A 19,723-nucleotide genomic window follows, 5' to 3' on the forward strand; every position below is an offset into this window, starting at 1 on the left:
TTTTAAAATTTTATTTGTATTTGTATGTTATAATTTGTGCCTGGTTGCCAACGATTTTCTTGCGTTTGATATTCCTGGTTAAACACATTATTCACTCTCATAGAAACGCTATAAAGTCGTGAAATCGTATAATTTAAACCTAAATTCGTTAGCCAAAATCCGTCAAGTGTTCTTTCTTCTTCCGAATCGGTAAAAACTTTACTTGTATAAATATTTTGTACAAAAGCAGATAAACGTTTGTAAGTGTATTGTGCGCTCGCCGTCCATTTATGATTTGGCGAATACATCAATTCCTTATTTTTAAATTTATCTTTTGTTTTGGTGTATGCATAAGTTGTATTGAAACTAAACGTATTCCATTTGTAATTCCCAATCATTTCAAAACCATAGGTTTCTGCTTTGTTGATGTTCATAGGAACCCAATAAGAACTGTTTTGCGAGCTCGGAATCCATTGAATCATATCACTCAACTTATTATAAAAAATATTGGTTTGAATGTTTAAATTTTTGCTGATAAAATCATTTCCTAATTCAAATTGATAAGCTGATTCTGATTTCAAATCTGGGTTTCCACCAGTTTTCCAAAACAAATCATTGTACGTTGGATTTCTGAAATTTTTCGAAACATTTCCTCTTAATTGATACGAATATATTGGACGATAATTAAAACCTAATGAATAAATAAATGGATTTTGGTATGTATCAGAAAAATCTTGGCGAATACTCGCTTCGTATTCCAAAACATCTGATAATTTATGCTTCGCGATTAAGGCAAAATTGATAGAATTTTGATCACTTTTGGTCAAATTATTTCCACTTCCTTGATTATAATTAGCTTCCGATAAAAGTGAAAGTTCAAAATTATTCGTGATTTGATGATTCAGATAATATTTTAAAATATAATTATCAACCTGTAAATCGTCCGAATAAGATTTGTGAATATTGTTGAAATAATTGCTTTCTTCTCGGATATAAGCTAATTTTAACTGCGATTGCCACTTTTCATTTGGATTGAAATTCCATTCTGTCATCAAACGGTAATCCTGATTTTCGTATCCAGAAGGCGTTGAACCAATGTCAACCAAAGGAAATTCACGCTTTCCAAAATTGAACATCGAATAAAGTTTCAATTCATTTTTAGGATCGATTTTATAACCAAAATTTCCATTAATTGTATTGAAATAATATTTTCCATTCAAATTCTTCTTCATGTGATTCGGAATTTTATAATCATTATCAGATTGATTTCGTTCGTAATCGATTGAAGGACTAAATTTTTCTGTACTATATTTCAACTGATATTTTCCCGACCATGTATCGTAACTTCCGTATCCTAAATTTATTTTTTGCTGTAAACCTTTGTCATACTCAAATTTATTCAACAAATGAATTGTACCGCCGATAGAACCTGTTCCATACGCAATACTTCCGCCTCCTGGTTTCACTAAAATTCCGTCAAACGAATTACTTGCAAATAAATTAAAATCCGTTTGTCCTGTTGTTTGCGAATTGACATTAATTCCGTTCCAAATTACGGCTGTGTGCGAAGCTAAAGTTCCTCGAAACGAAGGTGAAGAAACCATTCCTCGTCCATTTTCTTTAAAATAAATTGGCGTTTGCTCTTGTAAAACTTGCGTCAGTTGATTAGGATTTTGCTCTAAAATACTATCATTAAGTTTGATAATACTTTGAGATTTGTAATGATTTTTAAGAAAAGCATCGTTCAAAATCAAAGGTTTCAAATTGATGGTATCCGTCTGTGCAAAAGCAATTCCAGCGATAAGATTAAAACAAAGAAAAAGTTTTTTCATATTAAAATCTGTTTTTCCTCCGAAAACATTTTCTATTAATTTGTTAGCAATGGCAGGTTTCCTGACTTATTCTTTTTACAAAAAGTATGTTAGAATTTACAGTTGCGGGGACAGTTTTGGAATTGAACCAAATTCCCTTTTAACTCACTCGTTGAGCACCATTTTATGCAAATGTAAAGAAAAGCAATTGATTTTATAAAAAGTAGATTGTTAAATCGTTAACCTTAAATTAAGATCAGATTTATTTTATTTGTACAATATTCAAAATCATTATATCTAGTGATTTTTAAGAAAGATGGACAAATTAAATTTGTAACCAACAAAAACAATTATTTAGTTAAACTTTAAAAATTATGGAAAACAATCAACCGTACAAATCAGAGAAAAAACTTATTGCCGGAATTTTAGCGATAGTATTAGGAACTTTAGGAGTTCACAAATTTTATTTAGGCTACACTAAAGAAGGTGTTATTCAATTAATTATTGGTCTTGTGACATGTGGAGCAGGAGGACTTATTGGATTAATCGAAGGAATTATGTATTTAACAAAATCTGATGAAGAGTTTGATGAAACTTATGTAAAAGGTCACAAAGGCTGGTTCTAAAATAGAGATTACATTCTTTTTTAAATATTTTTCGATCCCAAAATAATCTAAAGTTATTTTGGGATTTTTTTATTGAATGAATTCGTTTTAAATAATTCGCAAGTTTTTTATTACATTTGCTTTAGGAAAAAATATAATAAAGAACGAAATCGCATAAAATGGCTATAAAAACATTTAGAGAAGTAATCGCAGAGGCAATGAGTGAAGAAATGCGTCGCGATGAATCTATATTTTTAATTGGAGAAGAAGTAGCAGAATACAACGGAGCGTACAAAGCTTCGAAAGGAATGTTAGACGAATTTGGAGCAGAACGTGTAATTGATGCGCCAATCGCAGAGGCTGGTTTTTCTGGAATCGCAATTGGATCTACAATGACGGGATGTCGCCCAATCGTAGAATACATGACATTCAACTTCTCATTAGTGTCTATTGACCAAATTATCAATAACGCTGCAAAAATTTATCAAATGTCAGGAGGACAATTCAACTGTCCAATTGTATTTAGAGGACCTACTGCTTCTGCAGGACAATTAGGTGCAACACACTCACAAGCTTTTGAGAATTGGTATGCAAATGTACCAGGTCTTAAAGTAATTGTTCCTTCAAATCCTTATGATGCAAAAGGTTTATTAAAATCTGCAATTCGTGATAACGATCCAGTAATTTTCATGGAATCTGAACAGATGTATGGAGATAAAATGGAAATGCCAGATGAAGAATACACAATCGAAATTGGTAAAGCAGAAATCAAACGTGAAGGTACAGATGTAACGTTAGTTTCTTTCGGGAAAATCATTAAGCAAGCTTACATTGCTGCTGATGAATTAGCTAAAGAAGGAATTTCTGTAGAAGTAATCGACTTACGTACAGTTCGTCCATTAGATTACGATACAATTTTCAAATCTGTTAAGAAAACAAATCGTTTAGTAGTTTTAGAAGAAGCTTGGCCTTTCGCTTCAGTTGCTTCAGAAATTACGTATATGGTTCAACAAAAAGCATTCGATTATTTAGATGCACCAATCAAACGTATCACAACAAAAGATACATCAGCGCCTTATGCTCCAAACTTGTATGAGACTTGGATTCCTAATGCAAAAGATGTAGTTGAAGCTGTAAAAGCTGTGATGTATAAATAATTAAGATTTATAAACTATATTTGTAAAGTCTAGCATACATTTTGCTAGGCTTTATTTTTTTAAACAGATCTTATTGATGAAAAGTTATATAACATCTTTTTTTATAGTTGTTCTAGCGTCTGTGCACGCGCAAGTAAAAATTCAAGGAAAGGTCATCGATTCTGAAACTCAGAAGCCTATTCCTTACGCAGATATTCGTTTACCAGAACTTAAAGTAAGTGCAACATCAAACTCTGATGGTACTTTTTATATCGAATCTAGTTCGAATGCAAATAAAATTGTCGTATCAAAAAATGGATACGAAACTTCTGATTATGTAATCGAAAATAAAATTGATTATAATTTTATTGCTCAATTATTTTTAGCAGAAGATAATACTTCCGAAGAAGATGATGGAACAGTAGATTTACAAACTGCGGTTGTTTCGGCAAAGAAAAAACGTCTTAAAAAGAAAGAAAATCCAGCTTATGCTATTTTGCGTGAAGTATGGAAGCGTAAAAAGAAAAATGGGCTAAAATTAGCGCCACATTACCAATATGATGAATACGAAAAGTTGCAATTTGATATTAGTAATATTGATTCAACTTTTATGAAACGTAAGATTTTTAAAGGAATGGAGTTTGTTTTCGAGAAAGTAGATACTTCTTCTATCAACGGAAAAACATATTTACCAGCTTTCTTGAATGAGTCAATTTACAATATTGCGGGAATTAATAAACCTTCAACAAAAGAGCGTCGAGAATTAATTGCGAATAAAACATCAGGTTTCGAGAAAAATGAAGTGGTAGCTTCTACGGTAAAAAATCTTTTCCGTGATATTGATATTTATGATAATCGTGTCAATATTTTAGACATTAAATTTGTGAGTCCAATTGCTACAGATGGTTTCGCTGTTTATGATTATGAATTGAAAGATACAGTTGATGTAGATGGAATAGAATCTTATCGAATCAAATATTATCCGCGTCGCGAAGGAGAATTGACATTTAAAGGAGAATTATATATCTCGAAAGATGCCTATGCGGTAAAAGAAGTTGTGATGGAGACAACGAAAGAAATGAATGTGAATTTTGTGCGTAATATTTTCATGAATTTAGAATATGATATTCCAAACGATTCTATTTTCTATCCGAAAAAAGAATACGCGATGTTGGATATGTCGTTGTTGAGTAAAAAGGAAAGTGCGAAAGGAATTTTTGCGCATAAAACGGTGAATTATTACAATTACGATTTCGATACAACACATCCCGAAGCTTTTTATTACGAGAAATTAGATCCAGCAAAAGCTGCGCTTAACGAAAAAGATAATCAGTTTTGGGCAGAAAATCGTCCTGAAGCTTTAACAAAAGATCAAGAAGGGATTTACGAAACATTAGAACAATTAAATAAAGTACCAAAATTCAATAATATTGTGAAAGCAATCGAGATTTTTGGTTCTGGATATTACAATGTCGGAAATGCAATTGATATCGGGAATTTATATTCGTCTTTTGGATACAACCAAATCGAAGGTTTCCGTTTGAGAGCTGGAGCTCGTACATATTTTTCGCAAAATGATATGTGGCGTGCGCAAGGTTTCTTGGCATATGGTTTTCGAGATGAAAAATTCAAATATGGAGCAGATTTTCGTTATATGTTCAATAAATATAATCGTTTTCAAGTCGGTATCGGAACAAAACGTGATGTAGAACAATTGGCTGCAACGTTAACGGCTTCTGACGGAATTATGACGCGTAGTTTTGCTTCGTCATCAATCATCAATCAAGGAGATAATACATTTTTGAGTAATAATAATTTGACAAATGTGTATGCATCGATTGAACCTTGGAAAAATGTAACATTTCGTGTTGATGGAAATTATCAATTAATCAAACCAGCAGATGCAGAACATTTCTCGATTGGATATGAAAAAAATGGTCAGATTAAAGAAACTTTAACAAATTCAAGTGTAAGTGTTTCGGTAATTGCTCGTCCAGGTGCAAAATATTCGCAATATGGAATTGATCGTTACGAAATGACAACACTTGCTCCAACATTAATGTTGCGTTATACAAAAGGATTGAAAGGTGTAATTAATTCAGATTTTGAATATGATAAATTACAATTTTTATATACACAACCAATTTTGATTGGATCTTTTGGTAAATCATTGGTAACTGTAGAAGCAGGAAAAACATTTCAAGGTGTTCCTTTATCATTAATGAGTGCGTTACCTGGAAATGAGAGTTACGGACAAGTTTATGGTACATTTTCACAATTAGATTATTATGAATTTGTAACAGATGAATATGTAACGATGAACTGGGAACATCATTTTAACGGTTGGATTTTGAATAAAGTTCCGTTAATCAAAAAATTAAAATTAAGAGAAGTAGGATTCTTGAGAGCGGCTTACGGAGACATTTCGGAGAAAAGTAAAGCTATTAATCGTTCGACGATACAATATTTTGCACCAAATCAACAAATATACTACGAATACGGGTTTGGAATCGAAAACATTGGTTTTGGAAACATTAGACCAATACGTGTTGATTTTAATTGGCGCGGAAATTATAATAATTTGCCAGATGTTCGTAAATTTGGCATCACAATCGGTTTAGATTGGAATTTTTAGAAAATAAATAATAAAAAAAAGAATATTACAATGACTTTTGATGCAATCATCGAAATCCCAAGAGGATCTCGCAACAAATACGAAATGGATCACGAAACAGGAAGAATTCGTTTTGATCGTGTTTTATACTCTCCAATGTTCTACCCAGCTGATTATGGTTTCGTAGAAAATACATTAGGATTAGACGGAGATCCAATTGACGTATTAGTTTTCTTAACAGAACCTACTGTTCCTGGATGTGTAATCGAAGTAAAAACAATCGGTGTTCTTAAAATGTCTGATGACAAAGGACAAGATGAAAAATTAATTTGTGTACCAGTTGCTGATCCAACATGGAACCAATTAGAAAACATCACTGATATGAATCCTCACACATTGAAAGAAGTTGAGCACTTTTTCAGAGTTTATAAAGACTTAGAAAATAAAACAACAACAATTGAAGGGTACGGTGATAAAGCAGAAGCAGAACAATTATTGCAAGATGCAAGAGAGCGTTTCGTACCAGCTCACTAAGAAATAATTTACAATTTCATATAAATAGTCCTCATTTTTTGAGGACTATTTTTTTTGAAATCGTTTTAACACTATTCTCTTTGTATATTAATTTTTAGTTATTAATTTCAATATTAATTAATACTTAGTGAAATTATGAAGAAAAAACTTACGCTTTCCTTAGCATTGCTAGGGCAGATAATTTTTGCCCAATATGCAACACCAAACGATGGAAAAACATATCGAATAGCAGATCTTGATGCTTTAACAGATCAAATAACATTCGATCAAGAATCAAATAGTTATTTATTGACAAATGATTTAACAATTTCAGCAAACGATATTTTCTTATCTGATACTGATTATAAATTGATTATTACAGATGGAAAATTAATTACGGTAGCAGGAAAAATTGAAATCAATGCTCCTAAAGAAGTTTTGTTTACTTCCGATAATCCAGGAACAACATATTTCAAAGGAATTAGATTAGAAGAAGGTGCTATTTCCAACTTTAATAATTTTAAAATGTTTTATGGAGGAGGAATTCGTTCTTTAAATGAATCCTTTACAATGAATAATTCAGAAGTTTCTTATCAAAATGCAGGTGCTGCAACTGGTGGCGCGATTAATTTTTCAAGAGGAAATCCAGTAATTAAGAATTCTGTTTTTAAACACAATATTACACCTGTGGTAGGTTCTGGAGCGAATCAGTCAGTGGCTTTAATTTTCGAAAATAATTATTTAGAAGATAATAATAAAGAAAACTCTAATCGTCCGCAAATTAATATGGGACCAAGTGGAGAAAATCAAACAACAATTATTAAAAATAATACAATTATAGGAAATAGAGCAAATACACGTGTTGGTGGAATTTCTGTTTCTAGTTTATTGAGTGTGGTTAGTTTTGCTCAAATAGAACATAATACGATAAAAGACAATCGTTATGGAATTACAATTACAGGCGTTACTGCGGGAGGAAATATTATTGGAAACATTATAGAAAATAATAATACTGAAAATCTACCAAATTTAGGAGGTAGTGGAATTTCTATTTCTCAAACAGCAACAACACCGCAAACATCTGTAACAATAAAAGGAAATACAATAAAAGGAAACCTTTGGGGAATTACAATTATCGGTAACGGAACCAATATAGATATGACCAATGGATACAATGTTTTCGAAAACAATGGAAATACAGGTGCAGATTATGCATTGTATAATAATTCTGCAAATAATATAAAGGCGCAAGGTAATTGCTGGGATCCTATTCTAACAGATGAAAGAGTAGAAAATGTTATTTTTCATAAACCAGATAATTCTGCATTAGGCTTAGTGGATTATTCAAATTATGCTTGTCTTTTAAGTACAAATGAAGTGAAATTAGATAAATTAAAGCTTTATCCAAATCCTAATAATGGAACATTTATAGTTGATACAAAAGAAAAATCTCCTTATCAAATTTTAGATATTAATGGACGAACGTTAAAACAAGGTGATTTAAAAATAGGTCAAAATTCTATTCAAACAAATTTACCAAAAGGTATTTATCTTATAAGAACAAACCAAACAACTTCTAAAGTTGTTGTAAAGTAACAATTTTTAATAGATAGTTTTATGAAGGATATTATTTAAAATAATATCCTTCAATTTTATATTCTATAATCATAAAAAAATATAATTTTTTCCTCCCATTCTATCAACTATTTCCAAAAACATTTTTAAGTTTATAGAAATACTCACACATGAAATCGAAATTTTTATTAACACTAGGTTTAATCTCTACAACCATGAGTTTATCTGCTCAAACTAATCAACAAGTTTTAGAGTTGATTAACAAAGAAGTACAACAAAATTCTGAAGCTTATCAACAATTAAAAAAAGCAACCGAAACAATTGGACATCGCGCTACAGGAACAGAAAATGGACGAATAGCAGAAGAATATGCAGCAAATTTGTTACGTTCGTATGGTTATGATGTGTCTTTTCAAGAGTTTACATTTAGCGGTTGGAATCGTAAAAGTTTAGATTTAAAAATCAATAATCAATCTATAAAAGCCGTTGCTTTGGCGCATTCGCCAGCAAATGTTAGTCTTTCGGGAGAATTGATTGATTTGGGAAATGGACTTGAAGAAGATTACAAAAAGATTGGTGATAAAGTAAAAGGAAAGATTGTTTTTGCTGCGCTTGGTTTGTTGGAAGGAACGCCAAAAGAAATCGAAAATCTACATCGTTCAGAAAAAACAGCTTTAGCAGAGAAGTACGGAGCGAAAGGAATTATTTTGTTTAATCGTCCTGCTGGAGGAATTCTATTGACAGGAACGGCTTCTGTAACGGGAGAAATTATTAAAATTCCTGCAATTAACATCAGTTTAGAAGATGGATTGAAAATCAAAGAAAATCTATCAAAAGGAAAAGAAATTGCTAAAATCGAAATGAAAAATGATGTTGGACAGATGAAAGGTCGCAACATTATTGCAAAGAAAATCGGTTCTAAATTTCCAAATGAAAAAATAGTTCTTGGAGGGCATTTAGATAGTTGGGATTTAGCTACAGGAGCTATTGATAACGGTGTTGGAAGTTTTTCTGTAATGGATATTGCAAGAACGTATAAAAAGTTAAATCTTCAAAATGATCGAACAATAGAATTTGTTTTATTTATGGGCGAAGAAGTTGGTTTGATAGGTTCTAAATATTACGTCAATCAAGCGCTGAAAGATGGTTCTATCAATCAAATCAAAGCAATGTCGAATATGGATATGACAACAAATCCAAAGTCGTATTATTCGACAATGGAAAGTAATTTGCCTATTTTAACTGATTATGCGTATGATGTGCAAAAAGTGATTCCAGATTTTAAATTGAAAACATTTGCGAGTGTAGATTTACATTCAGATCATCAACCGTTTATGTTGCAAGGTGTGCCTATTATTGGGCTTTCGGATAGTCAATTTACAAAAGGAGCGTTAAATTGTTACCACGCAAATTGCGATACATTTGATTATGTAGAAGAAATTGGTTTGAAAAATAATGTGATTTTGGAAACCTATTTGTTGTATCGTTTGAGTAATTTGAAAGAAATTCCTTCAAAACGTTGGAACGAACAAGAAATTAAGGAAGCCTTAATCAAAGGAAATTTAGAAACTCCACTTCGTATTTCGGGCGATTGGAGATGGTAATATCAAAAAAATCCTTCAGAAATTCTGAAGGATTTTTTATTTATTTCTTTTTCAATTTTACGGTGAAATGTCTTAAAATTTCAGATTCCCACGAAATTTCATAACCTGAATTAATCTCATTTCGTCGATCAAAAATATTTTTCAACGCAACCGCGATATAATCCATATGACTTTGGAAATAAGTTCTTCTTGGAATTGCCAAACGCAGTAATTCTAATTTTGGATAACGATTTTCTCTCGTTTCAGGATCACGATCTGCCAAAATAGTTCCGATTTCTACACCACGAATTCCAGCTTCTTTGTACAATTCAATTCCCAAAGTTTGTGCAGGAAATTCTTCGCGCGTTACATTTGGTAAAAACTTTACAGCATCAACAAAGATGGCGTGTCCACCGATTGGTTGCTGAATTGGAATTCCAAATTCAATTAATTTATTCCCTAAATATTCAATTTGTTTGATACGTGATTGTAAATAAGAATATTCTGTCGATTCTTGCAAACCTTGTGCTAACGCAGCTAAATCGCGTCCAGCTAAACCGCCATAGCTTAAATATCCTTCGTATATAATTCCGAAATTCCCACAAATTTTATATAGCTCTTCATTATTCAGTGCAATAAATCCACCAATATTTACCAAACCATCTTTTTTCGCAGACATCGTCATTCCATCTCCATAAGAAAACATTTCTAAAACAATTTCTTTAATCGTTTTCGTTTTAAATTCTTCTTCTCTTTCTTTGATGAAATAAGCATTTTCAGCAAAACGAGCGCCATCAAAAAAGACTGGAATTCCATATTGATTAGACAATTCACGAACTTGACGAATATTTTCGATTGATACAGGTTGACCGCCAGAAGAATTACATGTAACAGTGATTAATGTAAATGGAATTTGTTCTTTTCCGTATTCTTTGTAGACATTTTCTAACTTTTGCAAATCGATATTTCCTTTGAAAGGATGAATCAATTCGCTGTCAAAAGCCTCATCAATAGTACAATCAATGGCGTGAGCTTTTCTAAATTCAATATGACCTTTTGTTGTATCAAAATGCGAGTTCCCAGGAACAACATGACCTTCTTTTACAAGAGCTGAAAACAATACATTTTCCGCTGCACGACCTTGATGCGTAGGTAAAAGAAACTCAAATCCAGTAATGGTATTGATGGTTTCTTTCAGTTTTAAGAAAGATTGAGAACCAGCATAGCTTTCGTCTCCAGTCATCATTGCAGACCACTGTTTGTCTGACATTGCTCCAGTTCCCGAATCAGTTAATAAATCAATAAATACTTTGTGGCTTTCTAGGTTAAATAGGTTGTAATCTTTTTCTTCGATCCACTTTTCGCGTTCTTCTCGAGTAGATTGATAAATTTCTTCGACCATTTTTATGCGAAATGGTTCGGCAAAAGGTAATTCCATTTTTCTTGTGTTTAATGTAAAACTAAGAAACCTTTAGAATATTATCAATTATTAATTGAAAATCATAAAAAAATCCTCTATCAAAAAGATAAAGGATTAAAAATTTTCTATAGCTCGTGTTAGTCAATAACAGGAACTGGTCGTTTGTTTTCGTTAATTGCAACTAATGTAAACGTTCCAGAAATCGCTTTATCACGTCCGTCACGATACATACTTTCGATAAAAACATCAATTTGTACATCCAAACTTGAGCGTCCTACACGTACTACTTTTCCTACCATTTCTACGATAGTTCCTGCAGGAATTGAATGTTTAAAATCAATTTTGTCACTACTTACTGTAACAATAGGTTTGCGACAAAAACGAGTTGCTGTCATAAAAGCAATTTCATCCATCAAATACATTACTGATCCTCCAAACATTGTGTTGTGGTGGTTTGTATCTCCAGGAAAAACAGCTTTGAAAATACGAGTTTCAGAATTGATGATACGTTGTTCAATCAACTCTTCTCTTGGTGTTTTTTCCACTTCCATTATCATATATTTACACGTTACTTTTCTTAATTAATTTTTGAGTTGATAATGTTTTTTTGTGGTGGTTTGATGATTTCATAGAACATAATTTTTACTTTTTTCGCGAAAGTTTTTGGTTAATTATTAACTCAATTTAGTGGCATTCTGACTTGTCAAAAATATTGATTTACAGTTGCGCGACAGTTCGTGATTTGCACACGATTCCCCATTAAGTTGAGCACGAATTTGATGCAAATATAAATTAGAAAAATGAAAATTTGCAGATTTATTGTGCCGAATTCGTTGGTTTGGAATAATTCGTGTAAATTCATTTTTCCGAATTTTTAATGAAGTAAGAAATAAGAATGAAAATAAAACCAATCAAAGATTTAGTTCATAATCTATCAGAATGGAATGAATTAATTTCTCAAACCAAAGATTTAACCGATAAAGTAGTTCAAGATGTTAATTTTTTGCGTCAAGAAATTAATTGGGAAGAGTATAATTTATGCAATACATCTTTTTTGGGTTGTAAGTTTAAACAACATGAAGCAATCTATTTAATAGAAAAAGGAGCATTCGTTTATCCAAAATTTGAATCAGTTCCCTATAATCCATATCGTGGAAAATTGTATACTTGGCAAGAGTTGATGGAAGGTTATGATCCGGATAATGACCAAAGTATAGATCTTAAAATTTATAAACATTTCAAAAAACATAAATATAATCCGTCTGTTTCAGAAGCTTTGGCGCAACGTTTACACGATTTGTCTATTGATGATGGTTTGCGTCGAATTTTGGAATATGACGATAATGGAATGACGAAGAAAAAAGTGGTTGGCTTTATGGGTGGACATTCTACTGCGCGCAATTCGGAGTTTTATAATGAAACCGCAAAAGCGGCGAAATTAGCTACTGAAAAAGGTTATTTTGTTGTTTCTGGTGGAGGTCCTGGAATTATGGAAGCCGCTAATTTAGGAGCTTATATGGCAAATTATTCGGATGAAGATTTGATGAATGCGATTAATATTTTGGCTGATTTAGATTTTATTGATGAAGATAAAACTGAATATTTGGCGAAGAATTTTATGACGAATGCTAAAAAAGTTTTAGAAATCTATCCAAATGGAGCAGAAAGTTTAGCAATTCCAACATGGTTTTATGGTCACGAACCGAGTAATTTATTTGCAACGAATATTGCGAAATATTTTTCTAATAGTATTCGAGAAGATATGTTGCTAACAATTAGTTTGTTCGGGTTGGTTTATGCGCCTGGAAGTGCTGGAACAACACAAGAAATTTTTCAGGAAGCAGCGCAAAATCATTATGGAACTTCAGGATATTATAGTCCAATGATTTTTTTGAGTAAGAAAAGATATGTAGAAGATACGGCGATTTATTCGGTTTTGCATCAATTAGCAATAGGAAAAGCATATAAGGAGTTACTATTTTTAACAGATAGTGCTGATTTAGCAATCGATTTTATCGAAAATCATCCACCAATTAAAGTTAATTAAAAAATAATTTAAAATATTTAAAATCGCGTAAATCACTTTATTATAGTAATTTATGTGGTTTTTATTTGTTTTTTGTCCGAATAAAATAAAATAATTTCGAATAATGTTTGGTATTTTAAATAATGAACGTATATTTGCAGTCCAATAACGCGAGATGGAGCAGTAGGTAGCTCGTCGGGCTCATAACCCGAAGGTCACAGGTTCGAGTCCTGTTCTCGCTACTAAATCGCGAGGTGGAGCAGTAGGTAGCTCGTCGGGCTCATAACCCGAAGGTCATCGGTTCGAGTCCGGTCCTCGCTACTACAAAGAGAGTTTCTAACAAGAAGCTCTCTTTTTTTATGTCTTTAACTGAAAATTAAGATTGGATAAACTATTTTTGCATCATGAATTTAGAAGAATACAAAAAACAATATAAATCAGATCAAGCAGTTGGTGCAATAGCGATCGAAAATCGCTTAAGAGAGGTCTATGGGACTTTAGAGCCTCGTTTTTATTCGCCACAAGTGATGTCTTTTCAAGGAGGAGATGATCCAATTGATGGCGTTGCGGTTTTTGATGTCAATGGTTATTATCATTTGGTGAGTTACGGAATGTCGCATTTATACTATTCTGAGGAAAGTGTAGGAGCGGATTTTAGTAAATGGGGATTTGAGTTTTCTTTCCGTGTGAAACCTGTTAAAGATGATAATGGTGAAGATCCTTTTTGGGTGGTTCAATTAATGAATAATTTGGGACGTTTTGTGAATGAAACAAAAGTTTGGTTTGATGAATACCAATTTTTGCCTTTAGGCGGTCCAATTCGTACAGATTCGGAAACGGACATTGTTGGTTTGGCTTTTATCAAGGATGATGATTTAGATGAAATTGATACGCCGCATGGAAAAGTTACATTTATACAAATGATTGGTTTGAATTCGGAACAATTGAAAAGATTGGAAGATAATTCAACCAAAGAAGAAATAATGTCAGTGATAGCTGAAATAAAGTCAGTTAATCCAAAATTTGTGTGTGAATTATAGTAGAATTTCTAAAATAAAACATATTTGCGTTAACCTATTTCTTAAATTATGTTAAATGTAAAAAACAGATTGTCAGTATTTTAAACTTGGTATTTGTTTTGATTATATCTAAATGTTAGTAGCACTAACAGTAGAATAAATTTTTCATAGGTTAGGTTAATAATTAGTAAAGCTAATTATGAAGCACTTCTTCGGAAGTGCTTTTTTTAGTATATTTAAGAAGAAAAAATAAAGATGTTTAAAAATTTATTCAACCGAAATAAAAATCAATCAAATAACAAAGAAGAATCAAAAACAATGACTTTCGAAGAAATTATTAATTCAGATAAACCAGTTTTGTTAGATTTTTTTGCAACTTGGTGTGGTCCTTGTCAAATGATGGGTCCAGTTTTGCAACAAGTGAAAGAAGAATTGGGAGATGATGTCAAAATCCTAAAAGTGGATGTTGATAAATATCAAGATTTAGCTGCACGATATCAAGTGCAAGGAGTTCCGACTTTTGCCATTTTCAAAAATGGTGAATTATTATGGAAACAAAGTGGAGCACGACCAAAAGAACAATTGGTTACAGAAATCAAAAAATATATTTAAAAATAGGTTTGCTTTGCAACCAAAGTCGATTAAAAAATCCGCTCATTGAGCGGATTTTTTGTTTCTTCTTATAAAGAATTTTTCTTTTTATTTTCTTTTACAATTCGATAAGCGATGTAAAGGAAGATCAACCAAACTGGAATTAATTCCACTGAAATTTTAAGTCCTGTAAACCACATAATTACTAAAATTCCAAATAAGAAAATTAGACAAATGTAATTACTGATAGGATACAAGAAAGATGGAAATAATGTTTTTGTGTTCTCTAAATTCTTTTGTTTTCTGTATTTAAGATGTGTTATCGAAATCATAATCCAGTTAATTACTAACGAAGAAACCACTAAAGACATCAATACATGGAAGGCGTTTTCTGGAATTATTTTATTAATCAAAATACAAATTGCAGCGAAAAAAGATGAAACTAAAATCGCCATAACAGGCACGTGATTTTTGTTTAATTTTTTCAAGAATTTAGGTGCATTTCCTTGCTCTGCCAAACCATACAACATTCTACTATTACTGTAAACAGAGCTGTTGTAAACTGATAAAGCCGCTGTCAAAACGATAATATTTAGTGCGTTTGCAATTAATTTTGAAAAATCAATCGTGTTACCAAAAATATTTAGTTTCAAATGATTCAAATTCTCAAAAACCATCACAAAAGGACTACTTTTATCCGTGATCGTTTCCCAAGGCGCCAACGAAAATAAGATAATTAATGCTCCAACATAGAAGATTAAAATTCTATAAATTACTTGATTGGTTGCTTTTGGAATTGTTTTTTCTGGATTTTTAGCTTCAGCAGCTGTGATTCCAATCAATTCTAAACCTCCAAAAGAGAACATAATAAGAGCCATTGCGGCAAATAATCCGCTAAAACCACCTTCACTATTACCAGATAACCAACCTTTAGGGAAAAAACCTCCATTGTTCCAAAGGTTTTGTATTGTTGCTTGTTCACCTCCAGTTCCGCTTATTAACAGATAAGCTCCAAAAATAATCATTGCAATAATCGCAATTACTTTGATGATAGAAAACCAAAATTCAGCTTCACCAAACATTTTTACAGATCCTAAATTCAATGCATTAATTATAATAAAAAAGAACAAACTTGAAGCCCATAATGGGATTTCTGGCCACCAAAATTGTACATAAATTCCGATTGCAGTCAACTCAGACATACTTACCAAAACATAAAGAATCCAATAATTCCAACCAGAAGCAAATCCAGCAAAAGATCCCCAATATTTATATGCAAAATGACTAAAACTTCCTGAAACAGGTTCGTTTACAACCATTTCTCCTAATTGACGCATGATGAAGAAGGCTATGATTCCTGCAATTGCATAACCTAAAATAACAGATGGTCCAGCTAAAACAGCAGCGGGTCCAATTCCTAAAAACAAACCAGTTCCAATCGCGCCACCTAAAGCAATCAATTGAATATGTCGGTTTGTAAGACCTCTTTGCAATTCTTTTTCCTCGGTATTTTTTATTTGACTCACGTGTGATGTATTAATTTGTTAAATATATGTAAAAACTATTTTTAAAAAGAACAATTTGAAGAATTGTCTTGTTTGAATTAATATTAAGAAAATGATTTGTAACGCTTTTTTATTCATGTTAAATCATCTAAAACTTGAAAAAATATTCAATAAAATTTCTAATTTTATAAAAATCAACCTTATGAAAAAACTACTTTTTACTTTTCTATTGACTCTATTTACCTCTGTTCAACTTTTTGCAGATGGTCCTTTTTTATATTCTTTGCCTTTTGGTTCGAGGGCTTATCTTGATGATACGATTTTAGAAAAAACGAAAGAAAAAGGAATTGATTATTCTACTTTCGAAAAATATTTGTTGGATAATAATATCGAATTAGGTAAGAAAGTTGGACTTCTTTCTGAACTCGAAGTTTATTTTGTGTTGAATGATAATCAAAAATCATATTTTGTTGACTATAAAGAGAAATTTAAAAAATCTGTTGGAAAGAAATTTGGAACGAAAACTCCACTTAACGAACGATTTTTAATTGCGTTGATGGATGATTGCGATACAGAATCTCCTAAAGTAGAAGTATATCAAAAATTTGTTGATGAAAATCCACAAAGTAAAACGATGCAATTTGTGAATGTTTTTGCTTATAATTTTAATCTTATTTGGGATATTGATAAAAAAGATTATTCTTCTATGAATGATTTTAAAGAGAAATACCAAGATAATTGTTTGCAAAATTTTGAGAGTTTCAACAATGATACTTCTGCCGATATTTTTTCTGAACTTGAGGAGATAATTACGTTAGGTTATAATTGCGATTATGCTTTGAAATGTCTTGCTCCAGCAAATAATCGATTGGATGTTTTGAATCAAAAAACAGAATTTATTTTAAATAAAATTGCAAATGCAGAACCAATTCCAAGAATGGTTGTAACGCAAAATGCTTCTCAAATTGGATTGTCGGCTTATGAATGGTTGGGCGAGGAAATGAAGTTAATTTCTAGCTTGAAAATTTCGGATGAAGAGAAAACTCTTGTGAATTATTTTGCCGTAAATGAAACATACAATTATATCAATCATGTCAACAATCTATATGTTTTATTTGAAGCGATTCAGAAAACGCCTTCACAATTAGCGAAATCTGCGAATAATAAATCTGTTGAAAAAATTGCTGCAAAAGATGATTGGAAGAAAATAAATCAATTGTATGATGTATTGAAAAAGAATTTTCAAAAAGACAATGAAATAGCTGTAGGTTCTAGCTCAAATCTTGATGATTTGCGTAATTTGATTTATTATTTGTATCTCAATCCAAAAGAATTGTCAAAAGTTTATCAAAACTAATTATAACCGAAATATTAAATTTTTTCAAAGACTTAAATTCGTAAATGTTGTAGATTTTATTTTAAATTTATCTTCTAAATAACAAAAAAATGAAATCAATTTATTTTCTTGGATTGGGAGCTTTAGGAGCAAAATATGCAGCGAGTTTTTATGAATATAATCCAGAAATTGTAAGTGTAATTGTAGATGAGGAGCGAAAAAATCGATACGAAAAATCGCAAATTTTTGTGAATGATAAAGCGTATGATTTTAATTATGTCACAAAAATCGAGGAGAATAATTATCCAGATTATATATTTTTAGTCGTTAAAAGTTCGCATTTACAGCAAGCGATAGAAGATATGAGGCCTTTTGTTGGTGAAAACACAATGATTGTAAGTTTGATGAACGGAATTTCTTCTGAACGTGTTTTGGCAGATCATTTTGGATGGGATCGTGTGGTGAATGCAGTTGCATATATGGATGCTGTAAAAGTTGATAATCGCGTGACGTTTTCGAGTATAGGAAAAATTATTTTTGGGAAAATGGATTCAATTAATCATGATAAATTAGTCGATTTACATGAATTGATGAATGTTGCTGAAATTCCAAATCAATTATCGGATGATATTCAGAAAGCGCAGTGGGCGAAATATTTGGTAAATGTTGTCGGAAATCAATTGACATTTTTGTTGGAGTTTCCATATGGACAATTTCGTACCAATCAACATCTCGAGGTTTTAATGGATATGATTTCTAATGAAGTTCTTGCAGTTGGGAATGCACATGGAGTTGCAATTGGTCAAGAAGAAGTGGATCGAATGAAATCTACAATGAAAATTGTGGATGAGTTTGGTAAAACTTCGATGTTACAAGATCGCGAAGCAAAAAGATATTCGGAAGTGGATGAATTTGCAGGCGAAATTATCAGTTTAGGAAAACAATATAATATTCCGACACCTTACAATGAATTCATTTATAATATGGTAAAATCAATTGAAGAAACATATTAAGAAATAGTCATAAAGTCATTCAAGTTTGGATGACTTTTTTATTTGAAATCGATTGCTTTTGGATAAGCAACTTTCTGAATAATATAAATCGATAACATAAAAAATATACTCATAATTAATGTTGCAACAGGTAAATATTTTATCGAGTCAGAAGGTAAAATCATTGGTAAAATAACCATTGCAAAAGCAGGAGGTAAGCGTAAATCTGTTAATTTCAAAATAAACATTACGATAATCAAATCGATCAAGCCAATGATTAACCAATTATCAAGATAATGCATCGTCAAACAACCAGCCATTGTAGCCATAAACATTACAAGAATACGTTTTAGACGTACAGTTAATTTTAATGTTGGGTTATTTAAAGATTCAAAAGAAATTACGATAATAGGAGGAATAGCAGAGAAGTGTGCAAAACCGCTAAAATAACAAGCTGCAAACCAAACTACACATAATCCGATTAACCATCTGTTATGGCTTGTATAAATCATTGGAATCGCATTTTCAGTTGGTTTTAGTTTGAATATTTTTATTGATAGAAAAAGTAACAAGACAAATAGAAATATCGCATATAGAAATACAAAAGATTCTGCATTTGTAACAATTGGTAATAATCCCGTAGCTAATGCTGGTGCAAGTTGACTTTTAAAAATTTTCAAGACAATTAACATCGCAACTAATACCAATGCTAATTTGAGTGATAATATAATTGGTAAAAAATTAATTCCAAATCCTAAAATAGCAGTTATGGATGGAAGTAAAAAAATATGAAATGGTCGTTGTAGCCATTTATTTTCTCGAAACGTTAAAATTCCGACAGATAATGCAGCAACTTCTGGTAAAATAATTTCTTTATCATCATAAATCATTGCCGCTCCAATCATGATTAAAATAAATAGAAAAGCAACGGAGTATGAGATAAAAGATTCTTTATTACCTAAGATAGATTTCATGAAATAAATGTATAAAAAAAACCTTTGCAAATATACAAAGGTTT

The 19,723-nt window shown here is 31.4% G+C and carries 16 protein-coding genes, 2 tRNA genes and 2 riboswitches; of the genes, 13 read left to right on the plus strand and 5 right to left on the minus strand.

Annotation, left to right across the window (positions count from 1 at the left end):
- Positions 1 to 2 precede the first annotated feature (2 nt).
- Positions 3 to 1,811, minus strand: coding sequence for a TonB-dependent receptor plug domain-containing protein (locus FH779_RS00935; protein ID WP_180905736.1), 1,809 nt, complete (start codon positions 1,809 to 1,811; stop codon positions 3 to 5).
- A 34-nt stretch (positions 1,812 to 1,845) separates the two neighbouring features.
- A riboswitch (cobalamin riboswitch) is annotated at positions 1,846 to 1,989 on the minus strand.
- Positions 1,990 to 2,164: 175 nt separating this feature from the next.
- Between FH779_RS00935 and FH779_RS00940 the strand changes: the two genes are divergently transcribed.
- The 6 genes from FH779_RS00940 (at position 2,165) to FH779_RS00965 (ending at position 9,837) form a co-directional block, all read left to right on the plus strand.
- Entirely contained in the window at positions 2,165 to 2,416 is a 252-nt protein-coding gene (locus FH779_RS00940; protein WP_125349960.1) for a TM2 domain-containing protein, read from the plus strand.
- A 158-nt stretch (positions 2,417 to 2,574) separates the two neighbouring features.
- On the plus strand, positions 2,575 to 3,552 hold the full coding sequence (locus FH779_RS00945; RefSeq protein WP_114998120.1) for a pyruvate dehydrogenase complex E1 component subunit beta: 978 nt from the start codon (positions 2,575 to 2,577) through the stop codon (positions 3,550 to 3,552).
- A gap of 76 nt (positions 3,553 to 3,628) precedes the next feature.
- The gene (locus FH779_RS00950; protein ID WP_180905737.1) at positions 3,629 to 6,166 is read left to right on the plus strand and encodes a DUF5686 family protein; all 2,538 of its coding nucleotides are present in this window, start codon (positions 3,629 to 3,631) and stop codon (positions 6,164 to 6,166) included.
- 30 nt (positions 6,167 to 6,196) lie between these two features.
- Entirely contained in the window at positions 6,197 to 6,679 is a 483-nt protein-coding gene (locus FH779_RS00955) for an inorganic diphosphatase (RefSeq protein ID WP_038336778.1), read from the plus strand.
- A gap of 135 nt (positions 6,680 to 6,814) precedes the next feature.
- On the plus strand, positions 6,815 to 8,254 hold the full coding sequence (locus FH779_RS00960) for a T9SS type A sorting domain-containing protein (RefSeq protein ID WP_180905738.1): 1,440 nt from the start codon (positions 6,815 to 6,817) through the stop codon (positions 8,252 to 8,254).
- A 149-nt stretch (positions 8,255 to 8,403) separates the two neighbouring features.
- The gene (locus FH779_RS00965; RefSeq protein WP_244957999.1) at positions 8,404 to 9,837 is read left to right on the plus strand and encodes a M28 family peptidase; all 1,434 of its coding nucleotides are present in this window, start codon (positions 8,404 to 8,406) and stop codon (positions 9,835 to 9,837) included.
- Between the two features lie 40 nt (positions 9,838 to 9,877).
- Here FH779_RS00965 and FH779_RS00970 read toward each other — a convergent pair whose 3' ends face one another.
- Together FH779_RS00970 and FH779_RS00975 are read right to left on the minus strand one after the other, a co-directional pair.
- Positions 9,878 to 11,254: a tryptophanase gene (locus tag FH779_RS00970; protein WP_180905739.1), complete on the minus strand. Its 1,377-nt coding sequence runs from the start codon at positions 11,252 to 11,254 to the stop codon at positions 9,878 to 9,880.
- A gap of 119 nt (positions 11,255 to 11,373) precedes the next feature.
- On the minus strand, positions 11,374 to 11,787 hold the full coding sequence (locus FH779_RS00975; RefSeq protein WP_114998110.1) for an acyl-CoA thioesterase: 414 nt from the start codon (positions 11,785 to 11,787) through the stop codon (positions 11,374 to 11,376).
- Between the two features lie 129 nt (positions 11,788 to 11,916).
- Positions 11,917 to 12,003: riboswitch (adenosylcobalamin-variant (AdoCbl-variant) riboswitch) on the minus strand.
- Between the two features lie 128 nt (positions 12,004 to 12,131).
- Here FH779_RS00975 and FH779_RS00980 point away from each other — a divergent pair.
- The 5 genes from FH779_RS00980 to trxA all read left to right on the plus strand — a co-directional run bounded on the left by FH779_RS00980 (position 12,132) and on the right by trxA (position 14,893).
- The gene (locus FH779_RS00980; RefSeq protein WP_180905740.1) at positions 12,132 to 13,283 is read left to right on the plus strand and encodes an LOG family protein; all 1,152 of its coding nucleotides are present in this window, start codon (positions 12,132 to 12,134) and stop codon (positions 13,281 to 13,283) included.
- A gap of 148 nt (positions 13,284 to 13,431) precedes the next feature.
- A tRNA-Met gene (locus FH779_RS00985) sits at positions 13,432 to 13,504 on the plus strand.
- A 6-nt stretch (positions 13,505 to 13,510) separates the two neighbouring features.
- Positions 13,511 to 13,583 (plus strand) — tRNA-Met (locus tag FH779_RS00990).
- Positions 13,584 to 13,666: 83 nt separating this feature from the next.
- A complete protein-coding gene (locus FH779_RS00995; protein ID WP_180905741.1) occupies positions 13,667 to 14,302 on the plus strand; it encodes a suppressor of fused domain protein in 636 nt (211 codons plus the stop codon).
- 297 nt (positions 14,303 to 14,599) lie between these two features.
- The gene (gene trxA, locus FH779_RS01000; RefSeq protein ID WP_038337170.1) at positions 14,600 to 14,893 is read left to right on the plus strand and encodes a thioredoxin; all 294 of its coding nucleotides are present in this window, start codon (positions 14,600 to 14,602) and stop codon (positions 14,891 to 14,893) included.
- 68 nt (positions 14,894 to 14,961) lie between these two features.
- Here the strand turns inward: trxA and FH779_RS01005 are convergent, their stop codons facing one another.
- Complete coding sequence (locus FH779_RS01005; RefSeq protein WP_180906776.1) at positions 14,962 to 16,389, minus strand: amino acid permease; 1,428 nt, start codon at positions 16,387 to 16,389, stop codon at positions 14,962 to 14,964.
- Between the two features lie 190 nt (positions 16,390 to 16,579).
- Here FH779_RS01005 and FH779_RS01010 point away from each other — a divergent pair, with 190 nt between their 5' ends.
- Together FH779_RS01010 and FH779_RS01015 are read left to right on the plus strand one after the other, a co-directional pair.
- Positions 16,580 to 17,734: a hypothetical protein gene (locus tag FH779_RS01010; RefSeq protein WP_180905742.1), complete on the plus strand. Its 1,155-nt coding sequence runs from the start codon at positions 16,580 to 16,582 to the stop codon at positions 17,732 to 17,734.
- 89 nt (positions 17,735 to 17,823) lie between these two features.
- The gene (locus tag FH779_RS01015; protein WP_180905743.1) at positions 17,824 to 18,726 is read left to right on the plus strand and encodes a ketopantoate reductase family protein; all 903 of its coding nucleotides are present in this window, start codon (positions 17,824 to 17,826) and stop codon (positions 18,724 to 18,726) included.
- 38 nt (positions 18,727 to 18,764) lie between these two features.
- Here FH779_RS01015 and FH779_RS01020 read toward each other — a convergent pair whose 3' ends face one another.
- On the minus strand, positions 18,765 to 19,679 hold the full coding sequence (locus FH779_RS01020; protein WP_180905744.1) for a hypothetical protein: 915 nt from the start codon (positions 19,677 to 19,679) through the stop codon (positions 18,765 to 18,767).
- Positions 19,680 to 19,723 lie beyond the last annotated feature (44 nt).

This window comes from Empedobacter falsenii (genome assembly GCF_013488205.1).
GTDB lineage: Bacteria > Bacteroidota > Bacteroidia > Flavobacteriales > Weeksellaceae > Empedobacter > Empedobacter falsenii_C.

Bases quoted from the DNA above. Each gene is read 5' to 3' on its own strand.
- FH779_RS00950 (WP_180905737.1), top strand. From the start codon at position 3,629: ATGAAAAGTTATATAACATCTTTTTTTATAGTTGTTCTAGCGTCTGTG.
- FH779_RS00945 (WP_114998120.1), top strand. From the start codon at position 2,575: ATGGCTATAAAAACATTTAGAGAAGTAATCGCAGAGGCAATGAGTGAA.
- FH779_RS00975 (WP_114998110.1), bottom strand. From the start codon at position 11,787: ATGGAAGTGGAAAAAACACCAAGAGAAGAGTTGATTGAACAACGTATC.
- FH779_RS00935 (WP_180905736.1), bottom strand. From the start codon at position 1,811: ATGAAAAAACTTTTTCTTTGTTTTAATCTTATCGCTGGAATTGCTTTT.
- FH779_RS01015 (WP_180905743.1), top strand. From the start codon at position 17,824: ATGAAATCAATTTATTTTCTTGGATTGGGAGCTTTAGGAGCAAAATAT.
- FH779_RS01020 (WP_180905744.1), bottom strand. From the start codon at position 19,679: ATGAAATCTATCTTAGGTAATAAAGAATCTTTTATCTCATACTCCGTT.
- FH779_RS00955 (WP_038336778.1), top strand. From the start codon at position 6,197: ATGACTTTTGATGCAATCATCGAAATCCCAAGAGGATCTCGCAACAAA.
- FH779_RS00965 (WP_244957999.1), top strand. From the start codon at position 8,404: ATGAAATCGAAATTTTTATTAACACTAGGTTTAATCTCTACAACCATG.
- FH779_RS00980 (WP_180905740.1), top strand. From the start codon at position 12,132: ATGAAAATAAAACCAATCAAAGATTTAGTTCATAATCTATCAGAATGG.
- FH779_RS01010 (WP_180905742.1), top strand. From the start codon at position 16,580: ATGAAAAAACTACTTTTTACTTTTCTATTGACTCTATTTACCTCTGTT.
- FH779_RS00960 (WP_180905738.1), top strand. From the start codon at position 6,815: ATGAAGAAAAAACTTACGCTTTCCTTAGCATTGCTAGGGCAGATAATT.
- trxA (WP_038337170.1), top strand. From the start codon at position 14,600: ATGACTTTCGAAGAAATTATTAATTCAGATAAACCAGTTTTGTTAGAT.
- FH779_RS00995 (WP_180905741.1), top strand. From the start codon at position 13,667: ATGAATTTAGAAGAATACAAAAAACAATATAAATCAGATCAAGCAGTT.
- FH779_RS00970 (WP_180905739.1), bottom strand. From the start codon at position 11,254: ATGGAATTACCTTTTGCCGAACCATTTCGCATAAAAATGGTCGAAGAA.
- FH779_RS00940 (WP_125349960.1), top strand. From the start codon at position 2,165: ATGGAAAACAATCAACCGTACAAATCAGAGAAAAAACTTATTGCCGGA.